Below are 15,684 nucleotides of genomic sequence, written 5' to 3'. Positions count from 1 at the left end.
GGTCACGTCCGTCAAGCTGGTGTAATTTCCCAGATGGCCTGAGGTCATGATCAGGCGGCTTTTGTGGTAATGCTGAGAATGGGGTCGATCTCCTCCTTGTCGATCTGAGCGAAGGCCTCGACCATCATGTAGCGGCTCGAGGTCTGCCATTCGTCATTCTGCTCGAACAGCACCGCGCCGATCAGGCGCATGATCGAGGCTTCGTTGGGGAAGATCCCCACGACATCGGCGCGGCGCTTCACCTCCTTGTTGAGGCGTTCGAGTGGGTTGGTGCTGTGCAACTTGGTGCGGTGCTGGCGGGGGAACGCCATGTAGGCCAGCACGTCATGCTCACTGGCGTCCATCAGGTCTGCCAGCTTGGGCCAGCGGGTGCGGACCTGCTCCGCGACATGGCGCCAGGTATCGCCAGCGTGCTTGCGATCGGGCTGTTCGAACGCTTGCCGGATTGCTGCCGCGACCACCGTATGTTGGCCTTTGGAGACGTGGGCGAGTGCGTTGCGCATCCAGTGAACCCGGCATCTTTGCCAGGTAGCTTCAAAGATCCGTGCAATGGCGGCCTTCAGACCGGTATGGGCATCGCTGATCACGAGCTTCACGCCGTCGAGACCGCGGGCCTTCAGCGAGCGCAGGAAGTCTGTCCAGAAGGTCTCTGCCTCCGAGGGGCCAATGCCGAGGCCGATGATTTCCCGGCGGCCTTCGGTATTGGCGGCCACGGCGATTATGGCCGCAACCGAGACGATCCGCCCGCCCTGGCGCTGCTTGAGATAGGTGGCATCGAGCCAGACATAGGGCCACTCCCCCGTGAGCGGGCGGTTCAGGAACTCGCCGACCCGTTCATCGATGTCCTTGCACAGCTTGGAGACCGTGCTCTTGGAGATGCCGCTCAGCCCCATGGCCTGCACGAGATCATCGACCCGGCGGGTCGAGACGCCGCCGATCCAAGCCTCCTGGATCACGGCAACCAGTGCCTGTTCCGAGGTCTTGCGGGCTTCGAGGAAGCCGGGGAAGTAGCTGCCCTGCCGCAGCTTCGGCACCCGCAGATTCAAAGTGCCCAAGCGGGTATCGAGCGCGCGTTCGCGATATCCGTTGCGCCAGGTTGTACGGTCTCCGCTGCGCTCGTGCCGGCCGGCGCCGATCAGGCCGTCAACATCGGCTTCCATGATCAGCTGAAGAACCGCCTCGGCGATGCTGCGCAGCAAATCACCCTGATCGTGCTTTGCCAAAAGCTCGGACAGGTCCATGGTGGTCTTGGTCATCGGGGACTCCGTATGGTCCGGGGTTGAAGCGTCGAAACTCCACCTCGATCATACACCTCGATGGCCACCCGAGATTACACCGAACGTGTCGGTGAAATTACACCACGTCCGCGGACACTACCCGGTTTTCCTGGACGGTGCGCATATCCGCTGTCGACCGGAGTATCAGCAGCGACACCTGGATCTTGTGGTCGGCAAGATTGAAAGTCGCAATATGTGCCGACGATTTGGCTTGGTCGCCAATGCGACGGCATCGCCAAGCAGCCGCATGCGAGAAGAGCTGTCCGACTATGGATGGAAGCCAGGCCGTCTGTTGACGGTAATCTCTGATGGCGAGCTTGCTCTCCCGAACCTCATACGGAATGCCGTGGGTGGCGACGGTCAGGTGAAACATATCCTCGACTGGTGGCACATCTCGATGCGCATTCAACATATCGAGGCCGCCGTTCAGGGTCTGGTCCAGACACCGGGGTTCACTGGAGTTCCAGTGCTGTTCCAGCGCCCCGCGAAAAGCCACCGTTGGCGGCTTTGGCATGGCAGAGCACGGGTGGCGGAAACATATCTGAAGGCGCTGATGCATGATTGCGTCGGCCTCGGGGAAGAACCTCTGGCTGTCCGCACCGCTGCCGCTCGTGTGCAGGCCCGCTGCGAGACACTGTACACCTATCTCGCGAACAACATGGAAGCCCTTGTCGACTATGGCCGACGGTACCGTAACGGGCTGCCCATCTCGTCTTCTCGTGCCGAAGGATCAGTTGATGACATTGCCAATGCCCGCATGGGAAAGCGCAGGAGGATGCGTTGGTCGCCCAAAGGGGCTCACCGAGTAGCCGTCACAAGGGCCGCAGTTCTCGATGGTCGGCTGACCGTCGCAAACAGAAAACGCCCCGCATGACCCCCATGTTCTGTCCACTCCCCTTGGCACGCCCCCTGCTCCGCTGGATCCAACGCTTCGACTAGCCCCGAGGGCGCTTGCGTCAACTGCGCGGCCAGACCCGCCCGTCCATCAGCTTGCGGGCGGTTCGCAAAGTCCCTGCGGCGGTAACGCAGCCCTTTTCGTCCTGTTCGATCAGCACTTCGGCCGCCCCGGTCGGGTGTTCGATGCGGAAACGGCCATCGCTTGGCAGCACGGCCAGTTCGGCGGCGGGCGTGCCCGGCAGGGTGCAGGCGGTGGCGACGCTGACAGCGGCAAAGACCCCGATCGAGGCATGGCAGCGATGTGGGATGAAACTTCGGGTATTGATGGTCCCGCCTTGGGCCGGGGCAGACACCAGCGTCATCTTGGGCACGGATTTCTGCGCCACGTCCCCCAGGCTCATCAGCGGCCCCGCTTTCAACCTGATCGCCTCGATCCGCTCCTTCAGCGCACTGTCCGCGTCCAGGGTCTCGCGGCCTTCCTGGCCTGACAGGCCGAAGTCGCTTGCCCGCATGATCACGCAAGGCATTCCGTTGTCGATAAGCGTGCAGGCCACGCCCTCGATCATGTCCACCGCCTCGCCCGAGGGCAGCAGTGCGCCACACATCGAGCCTGCGATGTTCTGGAACATCAGCGGCACGGGGGCGGCGGTGCCCGGCACGCCGTCGATTTGCGCATCGCCCGCATAGTTGACGCGCCCGCCCGGTGTCTGGACGCGCGCCAAGGCCACCTCGCCGGTGTTCAGCATATGAATGCGGACGGGGGTCTCGCCATCGGTTGCCGCGACAAGTCCGCGCTCGATGGCGGCAGGGCCGACGCCCGCCAGGATATTGCCGCAGCCCTGCGCGTCCGACACGAGCGCCTGGTCCACGAAAACCTGCAGGAACAGATAGTCTACATCCGCATCAGCACGGGAGGACGGCGACAGGAGTGCCACCTTCGACGTGAGGGGATCCGTCCCCCCGATCCCGTCGATCTGGCGCGGATCAGGGCTGCCCATGATCCGCAGCAGCAGGACATCGCGTTCGCCGGGGTCGGTGGGCAGGTCGCGGGCCAGGAAATAGGCCCCCTTAGAGGTTCCGCCCCGCATCCACAGGCAGGGAATGCCTTCGGTCATGGCTCACTCCGTCGGGGTATAGGGCGCGAATAGATCGGCGCCGGGCCAGTCGCGTGTGGCGACGATGGCGGCATCCGGGCCGCGGGTCCAGCTTTCAGCGCGGGTATAGTCGGTGCCAGGTGTCAGCGCAGCAGTCGCGGGCCAGGGCCAGACCGGGCGCGTCATCGCCGGCAAGGGCGCGACGCCCAAGTCCTTCATCGCCATCCCGCCGTCGCGCCGCCCTTCGCCCCCGTCAGGCTGGCCAAAGCTGGAGCTTTCGGCGGTGCTGGCGGTCAGGATGGCGTCGGGGGCCTGCCCCCCCTCGACCCAGGCCATCATCGGTGTCAGCAGGTCCAGGTTCGACGGCCCCTCGCCGCCGCTGCAATGGCTTACGCCGGGCAGCAGGTAGAGACGCTCGAACCCGGCGACGGTGTCCGCGCCCATGGTGCCCGTCATGGCCTTGTGCAGGGCCAAGGTATTGGCCGGGGCGATATGCGGGTCGGCCAGTCCGTGCCACAGGATTAGCTTGCCGCCCGAGGCCTCGAAGGCCGAGAGGTCGGGGCTGGTCGCGTCGAACAGCGGATGGCGCGCGCGCAGGTCGTCCAGCGTGGCCGTGGTGAATTGGAGGTCGTCCAGCGTCATCTCGGGCCGGGCGGGCTCGAACGCCAGATAGCGCAGCACCGGGTCCACGACCATCGCGCTGAAGGGCTGCTGGTTGTGGCTGTCGGGCACGAAGACGCCCTGCCAGTTCAGCTCGGACCCCGGCAGCTGCTGGCCGGGCGTCAGGCGCGCGCCGGTGGCAGCATCGCGGGGACCGTCATAGACCTTGGCCGCGACCTCGGCCTCGGCGGCGGTCAGACAGTCACCCGCTTGCCCGTCCTTGCAGACCAGCACCGCCGGGTCAAAGCTACAGGCGGCGGGCTGGCTGATAAGGCCGTCCTGGACCCCGTCGGTCCTGTCGCAGGCGGCGACGACGGCGCGGTGCAGCAGGGGCAGTTTGTCCGACAGAAGGATCGGCTTGCCATCCGCGCCAGTGTTGGCGCGCGCCAGCCAGCCGTGATGCAGGGTGTTCTGGACCTGGAACAGCATGGCGGGCGCGCCCGCGATGATGCCGTCAAAGTCCTCGGGGAAGCGCAGGGCCTCCACGATCGCCTCGCGCCCGCCGTCCGAGCAGCCGTTGAAATAGCTGAAGCGCGCGTCCTGGCCGTAGAAGGCGCGGATTAGCGCCTTGGCCGTCTCGGCGGTGATGTGCTGCGCGCGATAGGCGAAATCCCGGCGCTGCCCGTCGTCCAGCCCCCAGGTGCCGTCCTGGCCGGAATGGCCCATGTCGGTCGCGGCCATGACGAAGCCGCCGTCGTTCAGCACCGTGCAGCCCGCCGATGCACCCGATTGGAGCGTGATCCGCCCGCAGAGCCCGCCGCAGCCGACCTGGAGGTAACGCTGCGTCCAGGTTTCCAGGGGCAGCAGCACCTGGAAATTGACGGCAGGTGCAAGCGTTCCGGTGACGGAACAGACGGCGATGCCGTCGCTGGTCGTCTCGATGGCTTCGGAAACGGTGCTGCCCTCTCCGCCGATGCCCGTCAGGTCGGTGCCGGCCAGGTCGGCGCAGGCCATGACCGGGGCGACCGGAGGCAGGTCGGCTGGCGCGGCACTTGCGGCGATGGGCAGGGGCAGGGCCAGTGCGATCAGCGACAGACGCTTAAACATAGCGCAGCCCCTTTTCCTGCAGCCGGGGCCGCATGTCGTAGATATCCAGGCCCAACTCGCCCGCCGCCAGGCGCTTGCGCTTGGCTTCCTCGGCCTCCATGCGCTTGCGGGCGGCGGCCAGAACCGTGTCCGCATCCGCGCGGCGGACCACGCAAACGCCGTCGTCATCGGCCACGATCACGTCGCCTGCCTCGATGGCCTGACCGGCGCAAACGATCGGCACGTTGACCGATCCGGGCGTTTCCTTAACCGTGCCCTGGGCGCTGACGGCCTTGGACCAGACGGGAAAGTCCATGGCGGTCAGGTCGCGTACGTCGCGCACGCCTGCGTCGATCACCAAGCCACGACAGCCTCGCGCCATCGCGCTCGTCGCCAACAGGTCGCCGAAGTAACCGTTGTCGCAGGGACTGGTCGGTGCCAGCACTAGGATGTCGCCGTCCTGCAACTGCTCGATGGCGACATGGAGCATCCAGTTGTCGCCAGGAGGCGCGCTGATCGTCACCGCCGATCCGGCGATGTGGATGCCGGGATAGATGGGGCGCATGTAGGACGCTAGGCAGCCGATGCGGCCTTGGGCCTCGTGGACGGTGGCGACCCCCGCATCGGCCAGACCCAAGATGGTGTCGGCACTTGCGCGTGTGATAGTTTGGACGACTTTTGCCATGGCTCCTGCCTGCTTCTTCCTGGAAAGGTTTATCCCCGCCCGGCACCGCCGGACAGGGCCGATAGTTCAGTGCTGGCGGCGTTGCCGCCGCTTAAGGGCACCCAAAATGCCGAGCCCGCCAAAGGCCAGCGGAAGGCTGGCCGGGACCGGGACCGGCGCGATATCCACCGAGGCAAGGCTTTCGGCTAGCCAGCTATAGGCTTCCTGCACGTCGTAGTTGCCGGCATGGCCCGTCAGCCAGGCCAGTTCGAAGTTCACGTCCCGGACCGAAGGGTCGTTGCCGACGGCATGGAACAAGGCCAGGTTGACCGCAAAGGCCGTGTCGCGGTCGATCATGCCGTGGCGCAGATACCAGAAGGGCGCGGTATCGGCGTCGGTGTTCAGGAAGGCGAAGGGGTCGATCAAACGCAGTTGATCGTCGATGACGGACTGCTCTGACGCGATGAACTCCGCCCACATCATGCCGGTATCGTCCGGCCCCGACCCGTCGCCCAGAACCTGATTGTTGTTCCAGCCGTATTCCGTGAAGTTGGAATAGATCTGACCGGACGTGCCGAACAGAGAGTTTTCCCCGCGCAGATAAGGGCGGTCGGTATTGGCCGTCGCGTCAAAGGCGGGCGCGACCTTCAAGGCTGTGATCCCGGTCACGAAGTTCAGGAACTTGTCCAGGTCGATATCGGCAACCGCGCCATTCTCGACAGTCAGCCAGTCGTTCTGGACATTGATCGTGGTGCCGCCGCGGGTGATGGCAAAGGTTTCGCCGATCGCCGGAACCGTGCCGCCTTCGGCGATGTGGTCCTCGGTTTCGCGGCGGATCTGGGCCAGCAGCGCGTCGTCCATCGTGTCCGCGGTCAGCGGCGTGCCGTCCTCCAGCGTCAGGCCGAGGCTTTCCAGATAGGCGGGATAGGCCGCAGCCAGTTCGGCAGAGGCCGCCTGAGCAGCGGTGGTGTGATCATTACCGATGGTGTTGGCCGGGGTGCGGATGCCTTGGTACTGCCATTCATAGGCCTTGTCGGCATTGCCCAGGTCGGTGATCGGCACATAGGCGATAGTGGCGAAGACATCGTCGTCCAAGGTCGAGTTTCCGTCCCCGTCGATCCCGGCAGCGCCAATTTCCGCCAGATAGGGGTAATAATCGGCAGCATTGCCGCTGGCCGCCACCGCAGCCGACAGCCCGCCCCCGCCCGAGGTGCCGCTGATCACGATCCGTTCAGCCGATCCGGGGATTCCGGTATCGTTCAGCCGCAGATAGCGGATGGCAGCCTTGGCATCGACAACGGCGGCCGGGGCCTTGCCGACCAATTGGCCGTCCGCCGCCTCTGCCCCCCGGCTGCGGGTGCCGGTCGAGACGACGACATAACCCGCCGCCAGGGCTGCGCCCGTGGCATCCGTGTTCGAGTTGGACACATAGGCGCCGTTGTTCTGCACCAGTTCCTGCGGCCCGCTGGCGAACCATCCGCCATTACCCACCCGCATGACGATTGCCGCGTCGTCGTTGCCCACCGCGCTCTCGGGAACGAAGATATACATCTTCTGATAGCCATAAGGGTCGGCCAAAGGCGTCCGCGTGTCGGACGGCACGCCGCCGTTCGGTCCCAGGCCGCGCGGCGGCTGGGTCGCGGCCATTTCGATGGGGTTGCCGACATAAACGGTTTCATAGCGGCGAACGGTTGTTGCCACGCCGTCCACGGTCACGGTCAGCGTCTGATAGCTTTCGGGGTCAAAGGTCAGGCTGCTGTCATAGGCGCCTTCGGCCATGGCTGCGGCGGAAAACCACGTCATGGCCGTCGAGGCCAGGAGCGCCCCGAGGGCAACCCGTGGCACGGTCTTTCCGATCGTCTTCATGCAACTTCCTCCAAAGTTGGTCCGGTTCGCGCCGGACGCGTTCAGGATCGGCTGGTGGACCGTTCTGGCGATCTTGTGCTGATCGCCGATGCGGTCCGGGCCTCCTCCTCCCTTGACGGCAGCGGTGTTTGCCGCTGCCGATACGTTTCAAACTTTCAGGCCTCGGCCTTCTGCACCGGCGGGGTGCCGTGGGTGTGGAAACTTTCGATGGTCTTCAGCCCCCAGGCCTGGCCCTTCTTGCGGTCGGCCTCGGTCCAGACGACCGGCTGCCAGTCGGGCGCCAGGATCAGGCGGGCGCCGGAATTGGCCAGTTCCACCCGGTTGCCCGCCGGTTCCCAGACATACAGGAAGAACGTCCCCTGGATGGCGTGCTTGTGCGGCCCGGTCTCGATGTGGACGCCGTTCTGCAGGAAGATGTCGGCGGCGCGCAGAATATCCTCGCGCTGATCGGTGGCGTAGGTGACGTGGTGCAGCCGGCCCATGCCCCCGCCATGCTCCTCGGTGCAGGCGAGGTCATAGGTCTTGTTGTTGACCGTAAACCAACAGCCGCCGATACGGCCATTGTCCAGCTGGATATATTCCGTGACCCGGCTGCCCAGGCAGGTTTCCATGAAGCGGCGGAATTCCGTCACGTCCGAAGACAGCAGGTTCAAGTGGTCCAGCCTGCGCGGCGCGGCGCCGGTGAAGGCGCTGGCGGTGTTCTTCAGCGCCGCGCGTTCGGCGTCCTGCTGCGGCTGGTACCAGACGGTATCGTAGTAGATCTCGAAGACGTGGCCGAAGGGATCCTCGAAGCGGAAGGCGCAGCCGTGGCTCTGGTCGCCCTCGATCCAGCCGTGGACGTTGTAGCCCGAGGCCTCGATGGCAGCGACGCGCCGTTCCAGCGCCTCGGGCGAGGCGGCGCGATAGGCGATGTGGCCCACGCCCGTCCGGTCCGCCCGCGTCAGTTTCAGGGACGCGTGTTCGTAATCGTCCCAGGCCCGCAGATAAGCGCTGTCCGCGTCCCGGCCCGACAGCGTCAGGCCATAGATACGGGTGAAGAAGTCCAGGCTTTCGTCGAACTTGTCGGTCAGCATCTCGACATGGGCAAGGTGCGCGATGTCGTGGCAATGGTCGGTCATGGTCTCCTCCGGGTGCTTGGTGTGCGGCGCAGCGTTTCAGGTCATCCGCCGCAGGATGTCGGTGCGCCACCAGACCTGGTGGACGACAACGGCCGCGACATGGGCGATGACCAGCCAGATCAGCAGCGTGGTGCCGGTCGCGTGCAGTTCCGCCAGGCGTTCGGACGGCAGGAACCAGGCCAGCAGCCCCAGCACCGGCAGGCCGATGATCAGCACATAAAGCCCGCAATGCGCGACCTTTGCCGCAAGCGTGGCGATGGCCGGTTCGGCGGCGGGATGCGGCGGCACGCCATGACGCCAGCGCAGGGTCAGCCGCAACAGCGCGAACACCAGCACCGTAGTTCCCAGGACGATATGGCCGATCGTCACGAAGGTATAAGGCATCGCGCCCGACTCGACCCCCTGCCCGAACAGCCGGCCGATCCCGTCAAACATCGCGTATTGAAGGATTATGCAACTGGCGGTCAGCCAATGCAGCCATTTCTGCGCAGGCCGGAAGCTGTCGGGAGGTGGGGTCATGGGATGCTCCTGTGTGTCGGTTTACAATTCGTCCACAGTGCGCGGGAAGATCGACTGGAAGCCCTCGGCGTATTTCGCTTTGCGCCCCCCGGACTGCCCGCCCGAGTTGCGCATGAAGTGGTTGGCGCGGTTTTCGGCGACGCGGGTATAGTACTCCCACAGGTGTTCCTGGCCTTCCATGCATTCGATGGCGGCGCGCTTCTTGTCCCAGACGGGGGTGATGTCCAGGAAGGTGTCGGGCTTCCAGCCCATCTGCTCGGTCTGGTGGGGTTCGAACAGGTACAGCTGCGGCGCGCCCAGAACCTTTTCGCCGGGGTTGTGGCCCCAGGCCTGCGCGATCATCCGGCACTCCAGCGCCACCTGCGTCGCATACATGTGGTCGGTGTTATAAGGATCGAACTGGCTATGGCTCAGCATGAACGCCGGCTGGACCTTGCGTATCACGTCCACCAGCCGGAACTTGTCGTCCTGGTCCAGGTGCAGGGGATAGTCGCCTAGGTCGAATTCGATCAGGTCGTGGACGCCCAGGGCGTGCGCAGCCTTTTCGGATTCCTTGCGGCGGGCGGATTTCACCCCCTCCAGCGTCATGCCAGGTTCCTTCCACAGCTTGGCGCTTTCGCCACGCTCGCCGAAGGACAGGCACACAACGGTCACGTCATAGCCCTTGTCGGCATGCAGCGCGATTGCCCCGCCGCAGCGCCAGACGAAATCGGCGGCATGGGCCGAGATGACAAGGGCGGTTTTTGTGTCGGACATGGGTTCCCTCCTGTGCGTTGGGACAAATGTGTCCAATCGAACAGGGATCGGCAAATCCGAAGCACGTCCAAATCCATAACTTAATGCTATTGAGGAAACGAGAAGACTACCGGATCGGCGGCATTCCGGTTGTCGCTACCTCCTTCGTTATAGCAGCAACTTATGATGTTTCCCGTGCTTTGAATTAGCTTGGGCCGAGCTTCTGCCGTATTTCTGCCTTCAGACTTGGGGGCAGTCCGCCTCCATCCTTGGGAGGATTACATGAAACATTCCTTGCTGTCTGCGACACTGATGCTATCGCTGCTCGCCCCAGCCGCCATGGCCGAGGATCTTAAATTCGCCAACTTCATGGCGCCGACGCATCCCTATGTCGCAGGCGCCTTCGAACCCTTCGCCAAGGCCGTGACTGACGCCACGAACGGCGAGGTGACGGTCAAGCTGTATAACGGCGGCGAGTTGGGCGCAGGCCCGGTCGAGCAGTATTCCCGCGTGGTCGATGGCGTGGCCGAACTGGCCGTGTCCTTGCCGGGCTATACCGCCTCGCAGTTCCCGCTGACGCTGACGGCCGAACTGCCGGGCGTGCTGGACGAGGCGACCGGCACCGAGACGCTGTGGAACAACCTGGATGCGTTCAGCCAGGATTATCGCCGGGTCAAGCTGGTGGGCCTGTGGTCCAGTGCCGAAAACATCCTGTTCACCGCGTCAAAGCCGGTGCGGGTGCTGGACGACATCAAGGGCATGAAGATCCGCGTGCCCTCGCGCAACACCGGCCTTCTGGTCGAGGCCTGGGGCGCCACCCCCGTGTCGATGCCCGTGTCCGAGATCTACAACGCCCTGCAAACCGGCGTGATCGACGGGGCCATGATCGACGGCACCGCCGTCAACGCCTTCAAGCTGGCCGAGGTCGCCAACTACATCACCATGGGGATGGAGACGACCAACTCTCCCTTCTTCGTGGTCATGAACCGCGACGCCTATGACGGGCTGTCCGCCGCCCAGCAGGCGGCCATCGACGCGGCGGGCAAGCAGTTGTCGCTGGACGGCCAGAAGGTCCAGTTGACGGTGGCGGAAAATGGCATCGCCGATTTCGCCGCGGCTGCGGGCAAGGAGGTCATCGTCCTGGACGAAGCCGCCGCCACCCCCTTCAACGAGGCCGCCGACACCGTGACCGCACAGGCCATCGCGGAAACCGACGGCGGCCAGGCCATCATCGATGCGCTGGCGGCGAAGTAAGCCATGAACGCCGCGAAAACACTGCCCGGCCTGGGATGGCTTGACCGGCTCACCGCCTGGCTGGCGGTGCTGGCGGCCGTCGCGCTGATCTTCCTGGTGGTGGTGATCTCGGCCGGGGTGGTGCTGCGCTATGTCTTCGGCGCGCCCATCCTGGGCCTGAACGAGATCACGCAGATGACCGCCGTGGTGCTGGTCATGGCCGCCCTGCCCTATTGCACCGAACGGGGCGGCCATGTCGGTGTCGATGTCTTCGACAAGGCCATCGGCCGCCGGGGCCGGTTCATCGGCGACCTGGGATCGCGGCTGCTGTCGGGCTTGGTGCTGTCCATCCTGGTCTGGCGCGCGGTCCTGAAGGCGCTTGATGCCTGGGAATTCGGCGACACGACCAACATGCTGGCCTTGCCGATCTGGCCCTTCTACGGCGTCCTGGCCCTGGGCATCGCGCTGACCGTGCTGGTCCTGGCCGCGCAATTCATTGCCATCCTGCGCGAAGGGGCGAAATGATGGAACCGACCACCGTTGGCATTTGGGGCATTGTCCTGCTGTTCGCCCTGATGATCTTCCGCACGCCCGTGGCCTTCGCCATGCTGCTGTCGGGATTCTTCGGCATGTGGGCATTGGAAGGGCTGCGCACGGCGGGCGCGCTGATCCTGACCGAAAGCTATGCCTCGGTCGCCAGCGAGACGCTGATCGTCGTGCCGATGTTCGTGCTGCTGGGCAACATCGCCTCGGTCGCCGGGTTTTCGCGCGGGCTTTACGACGCGGCCTTCGCCTGGGTGGGTCATTACCGAGGCGGACTTGCCTCGGCTTCGGTCCTGGGCTGCGCGGCATTTTCCGCCGTGTCGGGATCGTCAGTCGCCACCGCCGTCACCATCGGCAAGGTGGCCCTGCCGGAAATGAAGCGCCTCGGCTATGCCGACGGGCTGGCGACTGGATCGGTCGCGGCGGGGGGCACGCTGGGTTTCCTGATCCCGCCGTCTACGGGCTTTGTTCTTTACGCCATCCTGACGGAACAATCCATCGGACGCCTGTTCATGGCGGGCGTACTGCCGGGGCTGATGCTGACGGTGCTGTTCATCGTCACCGTCTGGCTGGTCGCCCTGCGCAACCCGTCGCTGGCACCTGCCGGGCCGAACGTCGCCCTGGGCCAGCGTTTCCGCAGCCTGGGCCAGGCCGGGCCGCTGCTGGCGGTGATGATCCTGACCATCGGCGGCATCTATGTCGGCGCCTTCACCCCGGTCGAGGCATCGGGCATCGGCGCGGCCCTGGTGATCGGGCTGGCGCTCGCAGCCGGCAAACTGTCGCGGGCGGGCTTTCGCATCGCGGTCATGGACACGCTCAAGACCTCGGCCATGCTTTACACCATCGTGATCGGCGCGAACGTCCTGAACCCGTTCTTTGCCGTCACCCAGATCCCCGCCCTGCTGGGCCAGGGGCTGGAGGGTCTTGGCCTGGGCGCCTATGGCACGCTGTTCGTGATCATCGGGGCATATGTCGTCATGGGAATGTTCATGGACGGGCTGTCGATGCTGGTGATCTCGATCCCGATCGTGTTCCCGGTGATCACGCAGCTTGGCTTCGACCCGATCTGGTTCGGCGTCGTCGCGGTGATCGTGATCGAGATGGGGATGATCACGCCCCCTGTCGGACTCAACGTCTTTGTGGTACGCGGCGTGGCGCAGGACGTGCCGTTGACCACAGTGTTCCGCGGTGTCATGCCGTTCCTGTTCGCGATGATCGTGGGCCTGATCCTGATCATCCTTGTTCCGCAAATCGCGCTGCTGATCCCCAACACGATGTTCGGCTGAGGAAAGACCCATGAGTGATAACCTTCTGCGGATCGCCTTTGTCGGCTTCGGCGAGGCTGCCGAGGCCTTTGCAAAAGGCTGGAGCAGGGCCGTGACGACGGGCCTGCGCGCCTTTGACGAAAAGATCGACGATCCGCAGGCCATGTCACTGCCCTTGTCGCGATCCGAGGCAACGGGCGTCAGCCTTTCTCTTGACAGGGCGACGGCACTTGAGGGTGCGGATGCGGTCTTCTGCCTGGTGACGGCGGACCGTGCCGTCCTGGCCGCCGAAGAAGCGGCCCCCTATCTGGCCCCGGATGCGCTCTGGCTCGATGGCAACAGCTGCTCGCCCGGCGCCAAGCGCCGCGCGGCCGCGGTCATCGAGGCGGCCGGTGGACGCTATGTCGATGTGGCGATCATGGCGCCGGTCTATCCCAGGATGCACCGCACGCCCCTGCTGATCGCCGGTCCCCATGCCGACGACGCACTGGCAGTCCTGTCCGCCCTCGGGATGGATGCGCAAGTATCGGGCGGCACGGTGGGCGACGCATCGGCCATCAAGATGGTCCGATCCGTGATGATCAAGGGGACCGAGGCGCTGTTCGCAGAATGCCTGCTGGCCGCCCGCCGCGCGGGGATCGAGGATCGGGTCCTGGGTTCGCTCCAGGCCTCGAACCCGCAAATCGACTGGCCGCGCCAGGCCGCCTATAACCTGGAACGCATGATGGTCCACGGCCGCCGCCGCGCCGCCGAGATGCGCGAAGTCGCGGCCACCCTGACCGAACTTGACCTTCCCAACGGTTTGGCCAGTGCCACCGCCGACTGGCAGCAATGGATTGGCGAGCTGGAGTTGCCCGCAGGCGAGGACAGCTTCGCCCCCCGCGCCGATGCAATCCTGAGCGGGCTCCGGCCCTAGAGCCGGGACGCGGTTCGGCGCAGAAGGTCCAGGAAATCCTTCTGCGCCCGCGTCGGCTCCCAACCGGCGCGGGTGGTAATGCCGATCGGGCGGCTGGCATTGGGCAGGCGCACCGGCAGGATCGCCAGGACGCCCGCCTCAACCTCGGCCTGCATCTTCGACAGGCCGCCCAAGTAATCGCTCTGCCGCAGGATTTCGCGCATCATGATGACAGAGGATGTCTCGATAACGTTGGTTGGCGCCCGTTCGTGGAAGCAGGCATCCAACACGCCCCGAAGCGGCGTCGATCGCCGGGGCACCACCCAAGGGTAGGCAGCCAGATCGGTGAACCCCGGGCGGCCCTTGCCGGAAAGGGGATGGCCCGGACGTGCGACGACGACCACCTCGTCATCGAACAGGCGCTCCTGATCGATATCCTCGATCGGGCTCGGCAGGCGCAGGGCACCCAGCATCATGTCGATTTCGCCCCGGCGCAAGCCCAGCAGCAGTTCGTCGTAACGCCCATCGATGATATGGAAAGGAAAGCTAGGACGGAGATTGCGAAACCCCAGGATGGCCGAGGGCAGCCATCCGGACCGCGACAAGGGCAGCGCGCCGATAACGATGCGGCCGACCTCGCGCCCGTTGAGCGTCGCCAGGTCGGACTCGGCCTGGTCCAGTTCCGCCATCGCTAATCGTGCGGCCTGTGCCAGTTGAAGCGCCGCCCGCGTCGAGATCAGGCCATGCGCCGTGCGTTGAAAGAAGGTCGTGCCGGCTGCCTTTTCCAGCGTGGTGGTCGAGCGATGAACCGTGGGCTGCGCCAGCCCCACCCGGTGGGCGGCCATGGTGAAGTTCTCGGTTTCGGTCACGGCAATCAGCGCGACAAGCTGCGGCCAGGTCGCTTGTATGCGGACAGCACGATCCATATCCGACATTGCCGCATCCAGCATTCTCAGCGCCCGTTCGGCTCGATGATGCAAGAGTTCGCCGGCTTCGGTCAAAAACAGTCCCTGGGGGCGCCGCAGGAAAAGCGGGTGCCCTGTCTCTTGCGCCAGCTTGACCATGGCCTGGGTGACGGCAGGCTGCGAGACATGGTTGGCCTCAGCCGCCTGTGTCACGGAATTGCTGCGCCCGAGGGCGAGGAACATCCGGAGATGGCGGATACTGGCTGGCATGTGTCCTTCCCTGCTTACGGGAAGGTTACGGCTGCCTCCGCCTGCAGACAAGCAGCGGGAAATTGACGGGCCATAGGGAGACGATATGCAGAACGCCCAGCATGAACCGCGGACCATTGGATTGATCGATGACCTTGGGTTGGAAAGCAACGTCAATGGAGGTCGTGATCAGGAAGCCGCAGCCAGGTTTCCGTGACATGCGGCGGGCCGATTTCGCTTTGTCTGCGTTGTGCAGAAATTGCGGTGCAGGAGCGGTTTGGAAATACCATCGGCTGATAATCTGATGCTTTGGGCATGGGATGGAGGTTGGACGTGGGCATTCCCGTTTCAGACAATCTTGCCGGGGTTCATTCGTGCGTCAGGATCGACCGCGGCAATGAGTGCGGTCATCAGGTGTCGTTCGATCGGGCTGCGAAGGTGGTCCGCCAGCCCAACCTTTGCCTGCCCCAGGCCATGCTCGGCGGAAAAGCTTCCGCCTACGCTGACAACAAGGTCATAGATCGCCTGGGACAACATGGCCTCCGTGCCTGCGAAATCCGCATCTGGCGGGGGCGACAGATTGAGATGGACATTTCCGTCGCCCAGGTGGCCGAAGGGATTGACGCGGACACCCGGCAGGATCTTCGACAGCATTGGTTCTGTCAGGGCTACAAAATCGGCGAGCCGCGCCACCGGCACGGCGACGTCATGCTTGATCTGCGGTCCCTCGCGCCGTTG

Annotated in this window: 14 protein-coding genes and 1 pseudogene; 5 read left to right on the top strand and 10 right to left on the bottom strand. The window is 64.8% G+C overall.

Annotated features, from left to right (window positions below):
• Window positions 1–50: 50 nt before the first annotated feature.
• A complete protein-coding gene (locus ACTJI6_RS21820) occupies window positions 51–1,256 on the bottom strand; it encodes an IS256 family transposase (protein WP_440803160.1) in 1,206 nt (401 codons plus the stop codon).
• A 124-nt stretch (window positions 1,257–1,380) separates the two neighbouring features.
• On the opposite strand from ACTJI6_RS21820, the pseudogene ACTJI6_RS21815 reads away from it, so the two are divergent.
• Window positions 1,381–2,151: pseudogene (locus ACTJI6_RS21815) on the top strand (ISKra4 family transposase); the annotation flags it as partial.
• An 82-nt stretch (window positions 2,152–2,233) separates the two neighbouring features.
• Here the strand turns inward: ACTJI6_RS21815 and ACTJI6_RS21810 are convergent.
• The 7 genes from ACTJI6_RS21810 to ACTJI6_RS21780 all read right to left on the bottom strand — a co-directional run bounded on the left by ACTJI6_RS21810 (window position 2,234) and on the right by ACTJI6_RS21780 (window position 9,877).
• Entirely contained in the window at window positions 2,234–3,289 is a 1,056-nt protein-coding gene (locus ACTJI6_RS21810) for a 4-oxalomesaconate tautomerase (RefSeq protein ID WP_440803664.1), read from the bottom strand.
• A 3-nt stretch (window positions 3,290–3,292) separates the two neighbouring features.
• The gene (locus ACTJI6_RS21805) at window positions 3,293–4,975 is read right to left on the bottom strand and encodes a tannase/feruloyl esterase family alpha/beta hydrolase (protein WP_440803662.1); all 1,683 of its coding nucleotides are present in this window, start codon (window positions 4,973–4,975) and stop codon (window positions 3,293–3,295) included.
• Complete coding sequence (locus ACTJI6_RS21800; RefSeq protein WP_440803660.1) at window positions 4,968–5,639, bottom strand: 4-carboxy-4-hydroxy-2-oxoadipate aldolase/oxaloacetate decarboxylase; 672 nt, start codon at window positions 5,637–5,639, stop codon at window positions 4,968–4,970. Before ACTJI6_RS21800 ends, ACTJI6_RS21805 begins: the two co-directional genes overlap by 8 nt.
• A gap of 66 nt (window positions 5,640–5,705) precedes the next feature.
• Window positions 5,706–7,484, bottom strand: coding sequence for a subtype B tannase (locus ACTJI6_RS21795; protein ID WP_440803658.1), 1,779 nt, complete (start codon window positions 7,482–7,484; stop codon window positions 5,706–5,708).
• Window positions 7,485–7,639: 155 nt separating this feature from the next.
• Complete coding sequence (locus tag ACTJI6_RS21790) at window positions 7,640–8,602, bottom strand: VOC family protein (RefSeq protein WP_440803656.1); 963 nt, start codon at window positions 8,600–8,602, stop codon at window positions 7,640–7,642.
• A gap of 36 nt (window positions 8,603–8,638) precedes the next feature.
• Window positions 8,639–9,121 (bottom strand): cytochrome b, encoded by a 483-nt coding sequence (locus ACTJI6_RS21785; RefSeq protein ID WP_440803654.1) that lies wholly within the window; start codon window positions 9,119–9,121, stop codon window positions 8,639–8,641.
• 21 nt (window positions 9,122–9,142) lie between these two features.
• Window positions 9,143–9,877, bottom strand: coding sequence for a PIG-L deacetylase family protein (locus tag ACTJI6_RS21780; RefSeq protein WP_440803652.1), 735 nt, complete (start codon window positions 9,875–9,877; stop codon window positions 9,143–9,145).
• Window positions 9,878–10,138: 261 nt separating this feature from the next.
• Here ACTJI6_RS21780 and ACTJI6_RS21775 point away from each other — a divergent pair, with 261 nt between their 5' ends.
• Genes ACTJI6_RS21775 through ACTJI6_RS21760 form a run of 4 tightly spaced genes read left to right on the top strand, consistent with a single transcriptional unit; the run spans window position 10,139 to window position 13,813 of the window.
• The gene (locus tag ACTJI6_RS21775; RefSeq protein ID WP_440803651.1) at window positions 10,139–11,110 is read left to right on the top strand and encodes a TRAP transporter substrate-binding protein; all 972 of its coding nucleotides are present in this window, start codon (window positions 10,139–10,141) and stop codon (window positions 11,108–11,110) included.
• Between the two features lie 3 nt (window positions 11,111–11,113).
• On the top strand, window positions 11,114–11,614 hold the full coding sequence (locus ACTJI6_RS21770; RefSeq protein ID WP_440803649.1) for a TRAP transporter small permease: 501 nt from the start codon (window positions 11,114–11,116) through the stop codon (window positions 11,612–11,614).
• Window positions 11,614–12,918, top strand: coding sequence for a TRAP transporter large permease (locus ACTJI6_RS21765; protein WP_440803647.1), 1,305 nt, complete (start codon window positions 11,614–11,616; stop codon window positions 12,916–12,918). Before ACTJI6_RS21770 ends, ACTJI6_RS21765 begins: the two co-directional genes overlap by 1 nt.
• A 10-nt stretch (window positions 12,919–12,928) precedes the next feature.
• Window positions 12,929–13,813: a DUF1932 domain-containing protein gene (locus ACTJI6_RS21760; RefSeq protein WP_440803420.1), complete on the top strand. Its 885-nt coding sequence runs from the start codon at window positions 12,929–12,931 to the stop codon at window positions 13,811–13,813.
• On the opposite strand, the gene ACTJI6_RS21755 is transcribed toward ACTJI6_RS21760, so the two are convergent.
• Both ACTJI6_RS21755 and ACTJI6_RS21750 read right to left on the bottom strand, forming a co-directional pair.
• Window positions 13,810–15,123, bottom strand: a complete 1,314-nt coding sequence (locus ACTJI6_RS21755; RefSeq protein WP_440803422.1) for a LysR family transcriptional regulator — start codon at window positions 15,121–15,123, stop codon at window positions 13,810–13,812. The genes ACTJI6_RS21760 and ACTJI6_RS21755 overlap by 4 nt on opposite strands.
• 171 nt (window positions 15,124–15,294) lie before the next feature.
• Window positions 15,295–15,639 carry an FAD-binding oxidoreductase gene (locus tag ACTJI6_RS21750; protein ID WP_440803666.1) on the bottom strand — a complete coding sequence of 115 codons (345 nt, stop codon included), beginning with the start codon at window positions 15,637–15,639 and terminating at the stop codon, window positions 15,295–15,297.
• Between the last annotated feature and the right edge of the window lie 45 nt (window positions 15,640–15,684).

The sequence above is a fragment of the Paracoccus sp. 22332 genome, from assembly GCF_052045125.1.
Taxonomy (GTDB): Bacteria; Pseudomonadota; Alphaproteobacteria; order Rhodobacterales; family Rhodobacteraceae; genus Paracoccus; species Paracoccus haematequi_A.
This window is presented reverse-complemented; position numbering and strand designations above follow the sequence as displayed.